The sequence below is a fragment of the Streptomyces sp. NPDC018964 genome, assembly GCF_044390325.1.
Lineage (GTDB): Bacteria > Actinomycetota > Actinomycetes > Streptomycetales > Streptomycetaceae > Streptomyces.
Genome location: NZ_JBIRYZ010000013.1, coordinates 44068 through 59827, shown reverse-complemented (window position 1 = coordinate 59827; position 15760 = coordinate 44068). Strand labels below are relative to the sequence as shown.

General features: G+C 73.5%; 11 protein-coding genes, 2 tRNA genes, 1 other RNA gene and 2 pseudogenes. 8 read left to right on the top strand and 8 right to left on the bottom strand.

The genetic code is table 11. The features are described from left to right. Nucleotides 1-4 precede the first annotated feature (4 nt). Both ACH5AO_RS22750 and ACH5AO_RS22745 read right to left on the bottom strand, forming a co-directional pair. Nucleotides 5-670, bottom strand: coding sequence for a maleylpyruvate isomerase family mycothiol-dependent enzyme (locus tag ACH5AO_RS22750; RefSeq protein ID WP_398927399.1), 666 nt, complete (start codon nt 668-670; stop codon nt 5-7). A gap of 137 nt (nt 671-807) precedes the next feature. Beyond that, nucleotides 808-1166 (bottom strand): annotated as a pseudogene (locus ACH5AO_RS22745) (ATP-binding protein); the annotation flags it as partial. A gap of 131 nt (nt 1167-1297) precedes the next feature. On the opposite strand from ACH5AO_RS22745, the gene ACH5AO_RS22740 reads away from it, so the two are divergent. Together ACH5AO_RS22740 and ACH5AO_RS22735 are read left to right on the top strand one after the other, a co-directional pair. After that, complete coding sequence (locus ACH5AO_RS22740) at nt 1298-2236, top strand: FAD-dependent oxidoreductase (RefSeq protein WP_398927397.1); 939 nt, start codon at nt 1298-1300, stop codon at nt 2234-2236. Nucleotides 2237-2261: 25 nt separating this feature from the next. After that, a pseudogene (locus ACH5AO_RS22735) lies at nt 2262-2384 on the top strand (NUDIX hydrolase); the annotation flags it as partial. Nucleotides 2385-2633: 249 nt separating this feature from the next. Here ACH5AO_RS22735 and ACH5AO_RS22730 read toward each other — a convergent pair. After that, nucleotides 2634-2721 (bottom strand) — tRNA-Ser (locus tag ACH5AO_RS22730). A 73-nt stretch (nt 2722-2794) separates the two neighbouring features. On the opposite strand from ACH5AO_RS22730, the gene ffs reads away from it, so the two are divergent. The 6 genes from ffs to ACH5AO_RS22700 all read left to right on the top strand — a co-directional run bounded on the left by ffs (nt 2795) and on the right by ACH5AO_RS22700 (nt 11904). After that, an RNA gene (ffs, locus tag ACH5AO_RS22725) (signal recognition particle sRNA small type) lies at nt 2795-2893 on the top strand. A gap of 59 nt (nt 2894-2952) precedes the next feature. Further along, nucleotides 2953-5139, top strand: coding sequence for a DNA polymerase III subunit gamma and tau (locus ACH5AO_RS22720; protein WP_398927395.1), 2187 nt, complete (start codon nt 2953-2955; stop codon nt 5137-5139). 88 nt (nt 5140-5227) lie between these two features. Continuing rightward, a complete protein-coding gene (gene purD, locus ACH5AO_RS22715) occupies nt 5228-6481 on the top strand; it encodes a phosphoribosylamine--glycine ligase (protein ID WP_398927393.1) in 1254 nt (417 codons plus the stop codon). Between the two features lie 282 nt (nt 6482-6763). Next, on the top strand, nt 6764-9163 hold the full coding sequence (locus ACH5AO_RS22710) for a hypothetical protein (protein ID WP_398927391.1): 2400 nt from the start codon (nt 6764-6766) through the stop codon (nt 9161-9163). A 248-nt stretch (nt 9164-9411) separates the two neighbouring features. Further along, a complete protein-coding gene (locus ACH5AO_RS22705) occupies nt 9412-10935 on the top strand; it encodes a N,N-dimethylformamidase beta subunit family domain-containing protein (RefSeq protein WP_398927389.1) in 1524 nt (507 codons plus the stop codon). Nucleotides 10936-11004: 69 nt separating this feature from the next. Beyond that, a complete protein-coding gene (locus ACH5AO_RS22700; RefSeq protein WP_398927387.1) occupies nt 11005-11904 on the top strand; it encodes a phosphoribosylaminoimidazolesuccinocarboxamide synthase in 900 nt (299 codons plus the stop codon). A 41-nt stretch (nt 11905-11945) separates the two neighbouring features. Here the strand turns inward: ACH5AO_RS22700 and ACH5AO_RS22695 are convergent. From ACH5AO_RS22695 to ACH5AO_RS22675, 5 genes are all read right to left on the bottom strand, one after another. After that, nucleotides 11946-12021: transfer RNA gene (locus tag ACH5AO_RS22695), tRNA-Gly, on the bottom strand. A 23-nt stretch (nt 12022-12044) separates the two neighbouring features. Continuing rightward, nucleotides 12045-12659, bottom strand: coding sequence for a response regulator (locus ACH5AO_RS22690; protein WP_398927385.1), 615 nt, complete (start codon nt 12657-12659; stop codon nt 12045-12047). Further along, a complete protein-coding gene (locus tag ACH5AO_RS22685; RefSeq protein WP_398927383.1) occupies nt 12656-13900 on the bottom strand; it encodes a sensor histidine kinase in 1245 nt (414 codons plus the stop codon). Before ACH5AO_RS22685 ends, ACH5AO_RS22690 begins: the two co-directional genes overlap by 4 nt. A gap of 28 nt (nt 13901-13928) precedes the next feature. Continuing rightward, nucleotides 13929-14729, bottom strand: a complete 801-nt coding sequence (locus ACH5AO_RS22680) for an ABC transporter permease (RefSeq protein WP_398927381.1) — start codon at nt 14727-14729, stop codon at nt 13929-13931. Continuing rightward, a complete protein-coding gene (locus ACH5AO_RS22675) occupies nt 14726-15688 on the bottom strand; it encodes an ABC transporter ATP-binding protein (RefSeq protein ID WP_398927379.1) in 963 nt (320 codons plus the stop codon). The genes ACH5AO_RS22680 and ACH5AO_RS22675 overlap by 4 nt, the downstream gene beginning before the upstream one ends. Nucleotides 15689-15760: the final 72 nt, after the last annotated feature.

The following is a 15760-nucleotide window of genomic DNA, read 5'->3' as shown; positions in this document are numbered from 1 at the left end:
CGCGTCACGCCGTCCCGCAGCGGCTGCGGAGGATCTCCACACCGTCGCCCTCGAGATCGTCGCAGTACGCCGCACGCCCGGTCATCGCCATGACCAGGGCCACGGTGCCGCCGGAGACGAGGGGCCCGGAACCGGCCGTGAACGGTCCGTCGTCCGCGACGAGCTCCAGGCCGCCGATGCGTCCCTTGGCGACGACCACGAGGTCCGAGCCCCGGTAGTACTCGGCCACCCGGGTGACGACGTCGACCGGGCGGTCACGGCGGATGCCCAGCGGGCGCCGGATGTCCTCCCCGTGCACGATCGTCTCGCCCAGCAGGGCGACGGCGGGCAGGGGAGGCTTGGTCGTGCTCGGGACGACGCGCCGGAAACGTTCGAGGGTCTCGCCCGGCGTCGCGCCGAGCTGCTCGGCCAGCCGTACGGCCACCTGCTTGTCGAAGTCGAACCGGCAGCGGATCACGCCCGTCAGCCAGCGCACGGCGTTGAGGCTCGCGCCCGCGGTCAGGTGCGCCAGCACCTCCCGCACCGTCAGTCCGGCGCAGAGCGAGGGGGTTTCCCACTGTTCGTCCCTCAGATCCGCGAGATCGGCCGCCAGCGCCGCCCGCTCGGCACGGATCAACGGCCAGAGCCCGGTCTCGCGGTCGCGGTTCGCTGCCAGTGCTGGATCAGTCATTCGGGCTGGACTCCTGTCAGGGGGCGTGGTCCGCGGTGTCCCTGGACCGGACGGCGGACGTCCGGCGAGGGCGGTCCTGAAGGAGACTCCCGCTCCGGAGCGAATTCATCGCCGGTGAGCGGTCCTTGTCCACGCGTGCGCCAGGTGCCGAGCAGTTCCCCGGGGCCGTACACCGCCTGAAGGCGGAACGGGTGACCCCACTGCGGGAGACCGCCACGAGCGGTACCGGTTCATCGGTGATCGGGGCCCGGTGCTTCCGCGGCACTGCCAGGTCGTGCCCGTCGAACGCGGAATCCTCCGGCCACTTGACCGAACCGAGGAAGAGCGATTCCTCGGCCACCGGCCGGCGGTCGGCGCCCACCAGGTCGATCTCGACGTCGTCGCCGCGGGTCCAGTACCCGCCGATCGCCGGGGCGACGGGCAGGGACCCGTCAGTCAGCAGGCGGGCGAGGGATCCCCTGACCAGGGGCTCGATCGCGCGGCCCCGCCGGCTCGTCCCACGGCATCCGTCAGATTTGGCCGTAAAGGGTTGCCAGGTCGGTCAGTCGAACGCTGGGATCCGCCTCGGCGATGGCGTGATGGGGCAACTCACCGCGTACGCCGGGGCCCCGGTGCTGGAATAGCTCCATGGCCGACACACCGTCCCGCACCGGTTCGCCCGCCACCCACGACACGGACGTGATCATCATCGGTGGCGGCCCGGCGGGCTGCGCCGCCGCCCGGATGGCCGCCAGCGTCGGTATGCGCTCGATCCTGATCGAGCCGGACGCGCTGTGCCGCAACCTCTATCGCGTTCCGGCCCTGAACAACGTCCTCGGTGGTTACACGAGCGGCCCCGAGCTCGCCGACTCCATCACCACAGAACTGAAGAACACGGAGCTGTGCCGCCTCGAACTCGGCCGGTACGTCACCGAACTCCGTGCCGGTGATGTCCACGTGACCGTCACGCTCGACACCGGCGCCCGTCTCACCGCCCCGTACGCCATCGTCGCCACGGGCGTCGGCCCCCTCCAGCCCCGCGACGTCGCCTGGATCACCGCCCCCGACGGCCTGACCCTGCCCCCGCTCTGGAAGGCCGAGGCGGACGACGCCCAGGGCCGTACTCTCCTCGTCCTCGGCGGCGACCGCCCGATCGGCACCTTCCTGCGCGCCCACCCGGCCACCGACACCCGCCTGCTCGTGGCGTACCCGGCGGCCGACGAGTACAAGATCGAGGAGATCCACGAGGACCCCCGAGTCACCCTCCTCCCCGTCGAGCACCTGACGCTGGGGTCCGCGGAAGGCACCACGGTGTCAGCGGAAGCGGTGGGCGGGGACGGCGCACGGCAGACGGTCACGGCGGATGCCGCCTACCTCAGCATCGGGAACGCGCCGACCGCCCCGCCCGGCGACCTGAACCGTGGCGCGGACGGCTACTGTCCGCCCACCGGCCAGCACCCCCGCGTCATCGTGGCCGGCGACCTCCGCTCCGCCCGCTTCCAACGGATCATGACCGCCCTGGGCTCCGGCAGCGAGGCCGCCCTGCACGCCTACTACGCGGCCAGGGAACTGCTCACCAAGGACTGACGGTGACGCCCCATGCCCGGGACCCCGGGAAGAGCCCGGACTGACCGTGGCGGCCGTGAAGCTGCTCGGCGAGCGCGCCCACCCGAAGACGGACCGGCTGAGGTCGTACACCGCCTGCGAGGCTGGGCGACAGGTCCACATCATGGACGGAGCCGGAGCTCAAGTCGGAATTCTTCCGCACGATGAGCGCACCGGTTGCCGAACGCTGACGGGGCACGCTCCCGGGGCCGGCAGCCGAAGCCGTCCGCCGGGCTGCGGCCGGCACGGTCGCTGTGAAGCGGACGGCGGATTCGCCGTAACGGGTTCAGCGCCGATCCGACCACGGCACCTGTGACCTCACACGTCGAAGGGCCCCCTGTTTCCAGGGGGCCCTTCGACAACGTGCCCGGTGAGGCACTGGCGGAGGATACGAGATTCGAACTCGTGAGGGGTTGCCCCCAACACGCTTTCCAAGCGTGCGCCCTAGGCCTCTAGGCGAATCCTCCGGTGGGAACATTACATGACCGAGAGGGGTGCTTGCGAACTCGTTCCTCGCCCGCGACATGGGGTAACCTCTGCCGTAGCCCCTCACGCGGCGCTATCTGACTGAACTCCCCCAGGGCCGGAAGGCAGCAAGGGTAGGTCGGCTCTGGCGGGTGCGTGGGGGGCGCTTGCGTTTCCGGCCTCGGCGCCGTGGCCGGGGCCCGTTGTCGGTGGGCGCCTATAACCTCGTATGCGTGTCGTCTCTCGCGCTCTACCGCCGTTACCGCCCGGAGTCCTTCGCCGAGGTCATCGGGCAGGAGCATGTCACCGACCCGTTGCAGCAGGCGCTGCGGAACAACCGGGTCAATCACGCGTACCTGTTCAGCGGCCCGCGCGGATGCGGCAAGACGACCAGCGCGCGGATCCTGGCGCGGTGCCTGAACTGTGAGCAGGGTCCGACCCCGACGCCGTGCGGTGAGTGCCAGTCCTGCCGGGACCTCGCGCGCAACGGGCCCGGCTCGATCGACGTCATCGAGATCGACGCCGCTTCCCACGGTGGTGTGGACGACGCCCGTGACCTGCGCGAGAAGGCCTTCTTCGGGCCCGCGAGCAGCCGGTACAAGATCTACATCATCGACGAGGCCCACATGGTCACGCCGGCCGGTTTCAACGCGCTGCTCAAGGTCGTCGAGGAGCCCCCGGAGCATCTGAAGTTCATCTTCGCCACCACCGAGCCCGAGAAGGTCATCGGGACCATCCGGTCGCGTACGCACCATTACCCGTTCCGGCTGGTGCCGCCCGGCACCCTGCGGGACTACCTCGGCGAGGTGTGCGGCAAGGAGGACATCCCCGTCGAGGAGGGGGTGCTGCCGCTCGTCGTGCGGGCCGGCGCCGGGTCCGTGCGTGACTCGATGTCCGTCATGGACCAGCTCCTCGCCGGTGCGGGTGAGGACGGTGTGACGTACGCCATGGCCACCTCCCTGTTGGGGTACACGGACAGCTCGCTGCTCGACTCCGTCGTCGAGGCCTTCGCGACCGGTGACGGGGCCGCCGCCTTCGAGGTCGTCGACCGGGTGATCGAGGGCGGCAACGACCCGCGGCGGTTCGTCGCCGATCTGCTGGAGCGGCTGCGGGACCTCGTCATCCTCGCCGCCGTGCCCGACGCCGCCGAGAAGGGGCTCATCGACGCCCCCGCCGACGTGATCGAGCGGATGCAGGCACAGGCCGGCACCTTTGGGGCCGCCGAGCTGAGCCGCGCCGCCGACCTCGTCAACGAGGGGCTCACCGAGATGCGCGGCGCCGGCTCGCCGCGCCTCCAGCTCGAGCTGATCTGCGCGCGCGTGCTGCTGCCCGCCGCCTACGGTGACGAGCGCTCGGTCATGGCCCGGCTGGACCGGATCGAGCGCGGGGTGAACTTCTCCGCGGGCGGCGCCGGTACCGGTGTGCCCGCCGTGGGATACGTACCCGGGCCGGAGGCCCACGCGGGAGCGCCGGCGGGCCAGGCGGCTCAGGTGCCGGTCGCGCCGGGTGGGGGTCCCGCGGCCGCCCGGGCGGCGGTCCGGGGGACCGGTCCGGGCCCCGCTCCGGCACCGCCCGCTCCCGCTCCCGCGCCTGTTCCTCCCGCTCCGCAGGCGCAGCCTCCGGCGGCCGCCCCGGCCCCGGCCCCCGCGGCCCCCGGTGCCTGGCCCACCGCCGCCTCCGCGGGCAGCGGTGGCCGTCGGCCCGGTGGCTGGCCCACGGCTGCGGCCGCGGGTGGGGGACAGCCCCCGGCCGCGGCCGGCGCACCCGCGCCGGTGTCCGCGCCCGCCCCCCAGGCGGCCCCGGCGCCCTCGGGCGGCGGCGGCGGTGGTCTCGACCCCCGCATGCTCTGGCCGAACATCCTGGAGACGGTCAAGAACCGTCGTCGCTTCACCTGGATCCTGCTCAGCCAGAACGCCCAGGTGACCGGTTTCGACGGCACGACGCTCCAGATCGGCTTCGTGAACGCCGGCGCGCGGGACAACTTCCTCAGCAGCGGCAGCGAGGACGTACTGCGCCAGGCGCTGGCCGAGCAGTTCAACGTGCAGTGGAGGATCGAGGCGATCGTCGACGCGTCCGGTGGCGGGGGCATGGCGGCGCCCGCCCCGGCCGCACCGCCCGGCGGCCGCAACGACGGCGGGTACGGCGGTGGGTACGGCGGTGGCGGCACCGGTGCCGGGGGCGGTCAGCGCCCGCCCGCTCCCCAGGCGAGCGCCCCGCCCGCGCCGCCGGCGAGCCCTGCCCCGGCGGCGCCCGCCCCGGCACCCCGCCCGTCCGCCCCGGAGCCGCCGCCCCCCGTCTCGCCCGAGGACGACGTCCCCGAGGACGACGACCCCGACCTGGACGAGTCCGCCCTCTCCGGGCAGGAGCTGCTCGTCCGCGAGCTGGGCGCGACGGTCGTCGAGGAGCTCACGAACGACTAGGGACCTGGAGGAACGTACGAACGGCCGCCTTCCACTCCTTCGGAAGCCCGCACAAAGCGAACCCGCCGTCTCCCGTTAGGCTGACCCCGTGAAGGTCCTCGTCATCGGCGGCGGCGCCCGCGAACACGCCCTGTGCCGTTCCCTGTCCCTCGACCCCGACGTCACCGCGCTGCACTGCGCCCCCGGCAACGCCGGCATCGCCGAGGTCGCCGAGCTGCACCAGGTCGACGCCCTCGACGGCGCGGCCGTGTCCGCGCTGGCCACCCGGCTCGGCGCGGACCTCGTGGTGGTCGGCCCGGAGGCGCCCCTCGTCGCCGGTGTCGCCGACGCCGTGCGCGACGCGGGCATCCCGGTCTTCGGCCCCTCCAAGGAGGCGGCGCGGCTCGAGGGCTCCAAGGCCTTCGCGAAGGACGTGATGGCGGGGGCCGACGTGCCCACCGCCCGCAGCTACGTCTGCACGACGCCTGAGGAGGTCGACGCGGCCCTCAGCGCGTTCGGCGCCCCGTACGTCGTCAAGGACGATGGGCTCGCGGCGGGCAAGGGCGTCGTCGTCACCGACGACGTCGAGGCGGCCCGCGCGCACGCCGGCGGCTGTGAGCGGGTGGTCATCGAGGAGTTCCTCGACGGCCCCGAGGTCTCCCTCTTCGCGATCACCGACGGCGAGACGGTCGTACCGCTCCAGCCCGCCCAGGACTTCAAGCGCGCGCTGGACGGGGACGAGGGCCCGAACACCGGCGGCATGGGGGCGTACTCCCCGCTGCCGTGGGCCGACCCCAAGCTGGTCGACGAGGTCGTGGAGACGGTCCTCCAGCCGACCGTGGACGAGATGCGGCGCCGTGGCACCCCGTTCTCCGGGCTGCTCTACGCCGGTCTGGCGATCACCTCGCGCGGTGTCCGCGTGATCGAGTTCAACGCCCGCTTCGGCGACCCCGAGACCCAGGTGGTCCTGGCCCGGCTGAAGACCCCGCTGGGCGGCCTGCTGATGGCCGCCGCCACCGGGAACCTCGCCCACCTGGAGCCGACGCGCTGGAGCGACGAGGCCGCGGTCACCGTGGTCGTCGCCTCGCACAACTATCCCGGCACCCCGCGCACCGGTGACCCCATCACCGGCCTGGACGAGGTCGCCGCCCAGGACGCCCCGCACGCGTACGTGCTGCACGCGGGGACGAAGCGGGACGGCGACGCGGTCGTCAGCGCGGGCGGGCGCGTGCTGTCCGTCACGGCGACCGGCAAGGACCTCACCGAGGCCCGTGACCGTGCCTACCGCGCGGTGTCCCGCATCGGCCTCGACGGCTCCCAGCACCGCACGGACATCGCGGCGAAGGCGGCGCGGGAGGCGTAGGCCGGGCACTCGGCGCGGATGAACCCCGCAGGCCCCGGATCCTGAGGCTCAGGATCCGGGGCCTGATCCTTGCCGTCCGTCATCCACCTTTCCCCAAAGCCATTCCATCGAGTGAGCGATGTGCCATCCGGCTGACGAGGGGCGAGGCCCCAACTATGGTGCCGCGCAAGCGTTCCGGCACTTGGCCCATCGGCATTGCGATGTCAGTGACGGGTGCCACAGTGGGGGAGTGGACAACGCCGGGACAGCAGCAGGACCGCCGGGAGGGGGTGAGGTCGGGTCATGAGCGGAAGCGGAAGCGGAAGCGTAACGGGAGCGGAGGCGGGCGCGCAGACCGCGAGGTCGCACGCGCTGGCCGTGCTGCGCGTCCGGAGCCGGGCGCTGGCCGTCGCGCTGCTGCCGGCCGCCGTCGCCGTGATCCTGCTCGTCGGCGGGTCCACCGGTCACCTGCCGGGCGGCGGCTGGGACCTCGCCCGCCGGCTCCTCACACCGGTCGCGGTGCTGGTCCTGCTCGTGGCCGCCGGTGTCGCCCTGGTCGTCGCGCGGGCCCGGCCCGCCATGACCCCCACGGTCCCGATCGCCGAGGACGCGGCCCCGGACCTGTACCGGATGGTGCGCGACCTCGCCGACCGGCTCGACGTTCCCGCCCCCTCCGCGATAGCGCTCACCCCGGACTGCGACAGCTGGCTGGAGGACCGCACCCACCCGGCGCACGGCCTCCCGCCCGCCGAGGAGCCCGGCGGCATGGCCGGTGCGGGGCGCTCCGCCCGGGCCGGGTCCGCCGGCGCGCCCGTGCTGGTGATCGGCTCCCCGTTCCTGTGGTGGATGCGCGTGGGCGAGCTGCGCGCGGTCCTGGCCCCGGTCGTCGCCGGTACGGGACCGTCGGCGCACCCGGACATAGCCGCCGCCCGGCGCTTCGTGCGGGGGCTGGACGCCGCGGTGGCCGTGGCCTCGGCGCCCCGCAGGGGGCCGGTGGTCCGCGGGGCGCTCGCGGCCGTCGGCCGGGTCACCCGCCTGCTGCTGCGCGGCTGCCGGGGACACGCCGCCGAGATGGAGCGCGGGGTCGCCGCAGCGGCGGCCGAGCGTGCGCAGACCGTGGACTACGGGCTGCGGATCGTCGCCCAGGAGCAGGTGGGCCTGGCGTACGCGGGCTGGGACCGGCTGCTCACCCGGGTCGCGCTGCCGGCCTGGCGGATGGGCCGCTGGCCCTCGCGGCTCAACGCCGGGGTGGTGGCGGCGCTGACCGAGCTGTCCCGCCGGGACCGGCTGGCGGAGGGCTTCGCCTCCCGCCTCGGCGAGCGTCCCGCCTGCGACCTGCTGGAAGAGCCCGGCGCGGTGGACGAGGCCGCCTCGCTCCTCGCCGCCCGCCTCTTCCACGGCGGGCCCGCGGAAACCGGCCCGGACTGGTCCCCGGTCCACTGGGGCGACTATCCGGAGGAGGTCGTCGACCGCAAGTGGCGCAGCGACGCCGCCCGCCTCCACCGCGTCCTGGACGCCCTGCACGTCCCGCCCACTCCCGGCGAACCCCCCACCTCCGACGCCCCCACCCTCTCCCGGGTCCTGGCCCACCTGGCCACCCCGCCCCTTCACGGGGAAGCCCCCGCGCCCGCGCAGACCGACCCGTCCGCGCAGACCGACCCGTCCACGGAGCCCGCCCGGCCCACGACTCCCGGCCTCCTCGCGGCACCCGCCTCACCCGCGGACCGCGGTACGCCCACGGAGCCCCCAACGGCACCCACCCCGCCGACGGGCCCGGGCTCGTCCACGGAACCCGTCCAGCTCACGGCTGCCGATCCGCCCACGGCTGCCGCCGGGTCCACGGAGGTTGCCCCGTCCGCAGGCCCTGCCTCGTCCGGGCCCCGTTCGTCCAGCGTCTCCGCGACCCCGCCCACAGGACCCTCCCCGGCTGCGGAACCGTCCCCGGCCACGGCTGCCGATCCGCCCACGACTGTCGCCGGGGCCACAGGGGCTGCCCCGTCCGCGCGCCCCGCCTCGTCCAGCGCCTCCGCGACCCCGCCCACGGCACCGGGTTCACCTGCTGAGCCCGTTCCGCCCACGGTTGCAGCCGGGTCCACGGAGGTTGCCCCGTCCGCAGGCCCTGCCTCGTCCGGGCCCTGTTCGTCCAGCGTCTCCGCGACCCCGCCCACAGAACCCTCCCCGGTCACGGAACCGTCCCCGCCCACGCCCTCCGCCCGGCCCGCCGAGCCCACCCCGCCCGCGGATCCCGCCCCGTCCACGGCGTCGGCCCCCGACGACGAGGACCTGGCCGCCGTCACCCCCCGCAGTGCCGCTCTCGCCGCCCGGCTCAGCGCTGAGCTGGCCCGGGAGGGGGCGGCGGCGGCACCTTTCGCTTCCGGTGCCGGCACGGACGGAGCCCCGGACCCCCTCCCCCTCCGGGACGACCAGGCGCTTCCCCTCTTCCCCCTCCAGCCCCCGCGCACCGGCCGGGAGCTGCTCGCCGATCACATCACGGCGATGGTCTGCTGCGCGGCGATGGACACCGCGGGCGCCACCCCCGGACTCGACTGGCTCGACGGACCCACGCTGCTCCTCGGCGGTGTGCGGGCCACGGATCCGTCCCCCCAGATCCTCACCCTCATCGAGGACGGCGACCCCGCGGCCCTCCGGCTGTGGCTGACCCGGCAGGGCATACGCCCGGAGAAGCCCGTACGGCTCGTCTGAGCCGACGACCCGCCTCCGCTCCCCCCACCCCCACTCCCCCGGAGCCCGCCCTTCCGTTTTCGGTCAATTCAAGACGAACGGTGACGGAGCTCGCGCGTAATGTGATGTGCTTGGACCGTTCGCGCCCGCTGGCAAGAGCGCGCGACATACGACAAACACATAACTGGCGGCAGGCATCATCCGCCAGACGACTGCCGGACAGCACCACGCACCGCACCGCGACGGGGGCACGAGGGAGGGGAGCGATCATGGGTTCGGAGCAGGTCCGCCGCTGGGAGTCGGGAGCACTGGCGCACGCCGTGAACGATCCCTTCGGACAGGGCCCCCTCCCGTGGCTGCGCGGCAGCGAGACGTACTTCGGCGACAGCGGCCAGGTCGTCCCCTGGTACGTGGACCCGGAACCGTACGCGTCCCCGGGACGGACCGCCGCCCGTGTCCCGAAGCAGGGCGGGCCCACCATCCCCGCCCCCCGCTCCTCCGACTCGGTCGGGCCCCGGGCCGCCGACGACGTGCGCCGCCAGATCAAGGGCTTCGCCTCCACCGGCGCGGTCGCCCCCGGCGAGTCCATCGACTTCCACATCACCGTCGACCCGCCCCAGCCGTTCGACGTCGACGTCTACCGCATCGGCCACTACGGCGGCCACGGCGCCACCAAGATCACCTCCAGTCCCCGGCTCTCCGGCATCGTGCAGCCGCCGCCGCTCACCGCCGACCGCACCATCTCCTGCCACCACTGGTGGCTCTCCTGGCGGTTACCGGTCCCGTCGTACTGGAGCGTCGGCGCGTACGTCGCCGTCCTCACCACCGCCGACGGCTACCGCTCGCACATCCCGTTCACCGTCCGCGACAGCCGTCCCGCCGACCTCCTCCTGGTCCTGCCCGACGTCACCTGGCAGGCGTACAACCTCTACCCGGAGGACGGCCGCACCGGCGCGAGCCTCTACCACGCCTGGGACGAACAGGGCCGGCTGCTCGGTGAGGCCGACGCCGCCACCACCGTCTCCTTCGACCGCCCGTACGCGGGCGCCGGCCTCCCGCTGCATGTCGGCCACGCCTACGACGTCATCCGCTGGGCCGAGCACTACGGCTACGACCTCGCCTACGCCGACGCCCGCGACCTGCACGCCGGCCGGATCGACCCCACCGGCTACCGGGGCCTGATCTTCCCCGGCCACGACGAGTACTGGTCGATGCCCATGCGGACCGCCGTGGAACGCGCCCTCGAGCACGGCACGTCCCTCGTCTTCCTCTCCGCCAACACCATGTACTGGCAGGTGGAGCTCGCCCCCTCCCCGTCCGGCCCCGACCGCCTGCTGACCTGCCGCAAGCGCCAGGGCCCGGGCAAACCCACGCTGTGGCGGGAACAGGACCGCGCCGAACAGCAGCTGCTCGGCATCCAGTACGCCGGCCCCGTCCCGGAACCGCACCCGCTGATCGTCCGCAACGCCGGCCACTGGATGTGGGAGGCGACCGGCGCGCACGAGGGCGACGGCATCGAGGGCATGGTCGCCGCCGAGGCCGACCGCTACTACCCGCGCACCCCGCTGCCCGCGCACGAGGAACGCGTCCTGCTCGCCCACTCCCCGTACACCGACCGCCAGGGGGCACGCCGCCACCAGGAGACGTCCCTCTACCGGGCCCCCTCCGGCGCCTGGGTCTTCGCCTCCGGCACCTTCGCCTGGTCACCGGCCCTGGACCGCCCGGGCCACACCGACGCCCGCATCCAGCGCGCCACCGCCAACCTCCTGGACCGCATCTGCAAACGCGACTGACCCGCGGCCGCGCCCGTTCGCCCCGTACGGGAGAATCGAGTCACTTGGAAAGAACCACAAGGAGAAACCGTGTCCGGATTCGTCGAAAAGCCCGAGCCGATCCAGGTTCCGGGCCTGGTGCACCTGCACACCGGCAAGGTGCGCGAGCTGTACCGGAACGAGGCGGGCGACCTCGTGATGATCGCCAGTGACCGCATCTCCGCCTACGACTGGGTGCTGCCGACCGAGATCCCCGACAAGGGCCGGATCCTCACCCAGCTCTCCCTGTGGTGGTTCGACCAGCTCGCCGACCTGCTCCCCCACCACGTCCTGAGCACCGACCTGCCGGCCGGTGCCCCCGACGACTGGGCGGGCCGCACCCTGGTCTGCAAGTCCCTGAACATGGTCCCGGTGGAGTGCGTGGCCCGCGGCTACCTCACCGGCTCCGGCCTGACCGAGTACGACGCGTCCCGCACGGTCTGCGGCCTCGCCCTCCCCGAGGGCCTGGTGGACGGCTCCGAGCTGCCCGCCCCGATCTTCACCCCGGCCACCAAGGCCGCCGTCGGCGAGCACGACGAGAACGTCTCCTACGAGGAGGTCGCCCGCCAGGTCGGCGCGGAGACCGCCGCCCAGCTGCGCCAGGCGACCCTCGCCGCCTACTCCCGCGCCCGGGACATCGCCCGCGACCGGGGCATCATCCTCGCGGACACCAAGTTCGAGTTCGGCTTCGACGGCGAGACCCTGGTCATCGCGGACGAGGTGCTCACCCCGGACTCCTCCCGCTTCTGGCCGGCCGAGCAGTGGGAGCCGGGCCGCGCGCAGCCGTCGTACGACAAGCAGTTCGTGCGGGACTGGCTGACCTCGGCCGAGTCCGGCTGGGACCGGAAGAGCGAGCAGCCCCCGCCGCCGCTGCCGGAGCGCGTCGTGGACGCGACCCGCGCCAAGTACGTGGAGGCGTACGAGCGTCTGACCGGCACCACCTGGAGCTGAGCGCACGACGAAGGCCCCGGTCGATGACCGGGGCCTTGATCTGGAGCGGACGACGAGGCTCGAACTCGCGACCTCAACCTTGGCAAGGTTGCGCTCTACCAACTGAGCTACGTCCGCGTTGCGCCGTGGCGCGAGAACAACTATACCCAACCCCGCTCGCGTGCGAGACGGACCGCGGCATGACGATTCTCCGCCCCGAGCTTCGAGACCGCCGAGGAGAGGTAGTTCCGCACGGTCCCCTGGGACAGTGCGGCCCGCTCCGCGATCTCCGCCACGGGCGCCCCGTCCGCCGCGAGCTCCAGCACCTCGGCCTCGCGCGCGGTCAGCGGGGAATCGCCGGCGGCGATCGCATCGGCCGCCAACTCGGGGTCGACGTACCGGTTTCCCGCGTGCACCGTGCGGATGATCTCCGCGAGCCGCTGGGCGCTGACGGTCTTGGGGACGAACCCGCGCACACCCGCAGCGAGCGCCCGCTTCAGATGCCCGGGCCGCCCGTGACCGGTCACGATCAGCACCCGGCAGCCGGGCAGCTCCGTCCGCAGGGATGTGGCGACCTTCACACCGTCCGCGCCGGGCATCTGCAGGTCCAGTACGGCGACGTCGGGGGCGTGCGCCCGCGCCATCGCCAGCGCCTCGGGACCGGAGGCCGCCTCGGCGACCACGAGGAGGTCGTCCTCCAGGGAGAGCAGGGCGGCCAGCGCGCCCCGGATCAGGTGCTCGTCGTCGGCGAGCAGCACCCGGACGACGTCCGTCACGACGCCACCTCCAGCGCGGCCCCGGCACTGCTCAGGGGCACCTCCGCGACCAGCCGGAACGTGCCCTTGCCGACGCCGCCGGCGGTCAGCGTGCCGCCCACCGCCGACAGCCGCTCCCGCAGCCCCGCCAGACCCGAGCCGCCCACGCCGGCCGGTCCGGTCCTGCCGGACGGAGCCGTGACCCCGTCGTTCTGCACCGTCAACACCACACGCCCCTCAGGCATCCGCACCGACACGGTGCACTTCTTCGCGTCCCCGTGCCGCAGCACGTTGGTGGTCGCCTCCCGCACGACCCAGCCGAGGGCGGACTGCACCTCACCGGGCAGCCCGCCCGTCTCGCCGCTCACCTCGCAGTCGATCCCGGCCGCCCTCAGGACTCCCCGCGCGCCGTTGAGTTCGGCCTCCAGGTCGATCTCCCGGTAGCCGCGCACCACGTCGCGCACCTCCCGCTGGGACTCCTGGGCGATGCGCTGCACCTCGATCATCTGCTCCACGGCCTCGGGCCGTTCGCGCCGCGCGAGCTGGACGGCCAGCTCGCTCTTGAGCGCGATCACGGCGAGGTTCCTCCCCATCACGTCGTGCAGGTCCCGTCCGAACCGCAGCCGCTCCTCGGCGACCGCGAGCCGGGCACGGGTCTCCCGCGCCTCGTCGAGCGCGTAGACGGCGTTGAGCAGCCAGACGGAGAAGACCGCGGTGAAGGCGATGAAGCCGGCTCCGGCCAGCACGATCGCGGACGTTCCCAGTGCGGTGAGGGCGGGCGCGCCCAGCAGCAGGAGCACGAGGCACGATCCGGCCGCGAACCCGCCGACGACGGCGAGGACGCGTCGCCGGTCGCGCACCCCGAGCGTGACGACGCCCGTGCCGAAGCAGACCACGCCCCCGAAGACCGAGCCCGCGGCGGCGTCGACGTCGTCCCCCGGCGGCCCGTGTTCCGCGACGGCGAGGGCGGCGACCGCGAGCGCCGCGGTCAGGGCGCCGAGCGCCCACAGCAGCCGCAGGGGCTGGGGACGCCGTCGGCGGGTCCAGTCCAGGGACCGGGAGACGACCACCATGCCCAGCACGGCGTGCGCCGTGACCAGCAGCGACAGGACGAGTGCGAGCCGCCCTCCCACCTGTCCGAAGGCCGACAGCCCGATCGCGGCGATCTCGGTGAGGCAGATGAAGTGGAACGACCACCGTGTGTACGTCTCGACCTTCGCCGGTGTGCTCTTCCGCCCCCACCAGCCGCCCGGCCCGCTCATGTCCCGTGTCTCCCCGCCCTCGTGTACGTCAGCGCCTCGGCTCCCAGCGGAACCACCGCCGTACAGCAAACACCGCCAGCAGGGTCCAGGCCACCGCCGTCGCGAGGGTGCCCAGGGCCTCGTAGGCCGACAGGTCGCCGGTCCAGCCGCCGCGCACCAGGGTGACGACGGGGGTCAGCGGCAGCAGTTCGCAGACCGAGGCGAGCTGGTCGGGGAGCAGTTCCAGGGGGACGAACATGCCGGAGCCGATCATCGAGACCATCAGCAGGGGCATCGGTGTGACCTGTGCGCTCTCGGCGGTCCGGGTGAGGCCCGCGGTGGCGGCCGCGAGGGCGGCGCACATCACGAGCCCCAACAGCAGGCCGAGGACGGCCAGGTGCGGCGCGGACGGCGCGGACATGTCCAGCAGCACCGCGCAGGCCGCGGTCAGCACCAGGCACTGCACCAGCCCGGTGAGGAGGGACGGCAGCGCGGATCCGCCGAGGATCTCGGCGTCCCGCAGCTCGCCCGTGCGCAGCCGCTTGAGGACGAGTTCCTCACGCCGGACGACGAAGACACCGACGAGGGCGGAGTAGACGGCGAACAGCAGGGAGAAGCCGACGGCGGCGGGCAGTACCACGGCGCCGGGGGTCAGTCCCGCCTCGGCGAGGTCCATCTCCTCGGCCGCCGACCGCACGCTCAGCGGCAGCACCAGCGGCACGAACAGCGCGGTGACGAGGGTGCCCTTGCTCCGCCCCAGCAGGGTCAGTTCGGCACGGGCGAGGGAGACCATCCGGCTCACCGGTGTGGTCGTGGTCCTGGCCGCGCTCGTGCTCGTGGTCGTGCTCATGCCGCGTACTCCTTCGGCGTCGTCGTCCCCGCCGACGCGTCCTTGGCGATCCCGAGGAACGCCTCCTCCAGCGATGCCGACCGCACGTCCAGCCGGCGCAGTTCCACTCCGGCGCCCTGCGCCCACATCAGCAGTCCGGTGGCCGCCCGCTGCAGTTCACGGGTGCGCAGCCGGACGGTCCGGCCGTCGACCGTGTGGTCGCTCACGCCCAGTTCGGCGAGGGGCGGCAGGTCGCCCACGAAGTACCCCTCGGGCAGTTCGAAGGTGATCCGGGACGGCTCGCTCGCGGTCACCTCGGCCGGGGTGCCGGTGGCGGCGATGCGTCCGTCGTGCATGATCGCGAGCCGGTCGGCGAGGTTCTCGGCCTCCTCCAGGTAGTGCGTGGTGAGCAGCACGGTCGTACCGCCGTCGCGCAGCGCGCCCACCAGCTCCCAGGTGTCCCGGCGGCCCTCGGCGTCGAGTCCGGTGGTGGGTTCGTCGAGGAAGAGCACCTCGGGGTCGCCGAGCAGTGCGAGCGCCAGGTCCAGGCGGCGCCGCTGGCCCCCGGAGAGCTGCTTCACCCGGACGCCGCTCTTCGACTCCAGTCCGACCGTCGCCAGCACCTCCCGTTCGGGGCGGGCCCCGCTGACGCACCCCGCCCACATCCGGGCGGTCTCGGCGACGGTCAACTCGGAGGGGAACCCGCCTTCCTGGAGCATCACGCCGGTGCGGGGCCGTACGGCGGCGCGTTCGGTGTACGGGTCGTGGCCGAGCACCCGGACCCGCCCGCCGGCCGGGGCGGCGAGTCCTTCCAGCAGTTCGACGGTGGAGGTCTTGCCGGCGCCGTTGGTTCCGAGCAGGGCGAAGACCTCTCCGCGCCGCACCGAGAAGTCGATCCCGCGGACCGCTTCGAACCCGCCCCCGTAGACACGTCGCAGGCCGGTGACCTCAATCACGTGTTCGTGTTCGTTCGCTTCCATGCTTCGAGCATCCCGGCGGCCGGGGCGGCACGGCAGTGCGCGCTGTCATCACCGGACATGACAAATGTCAGA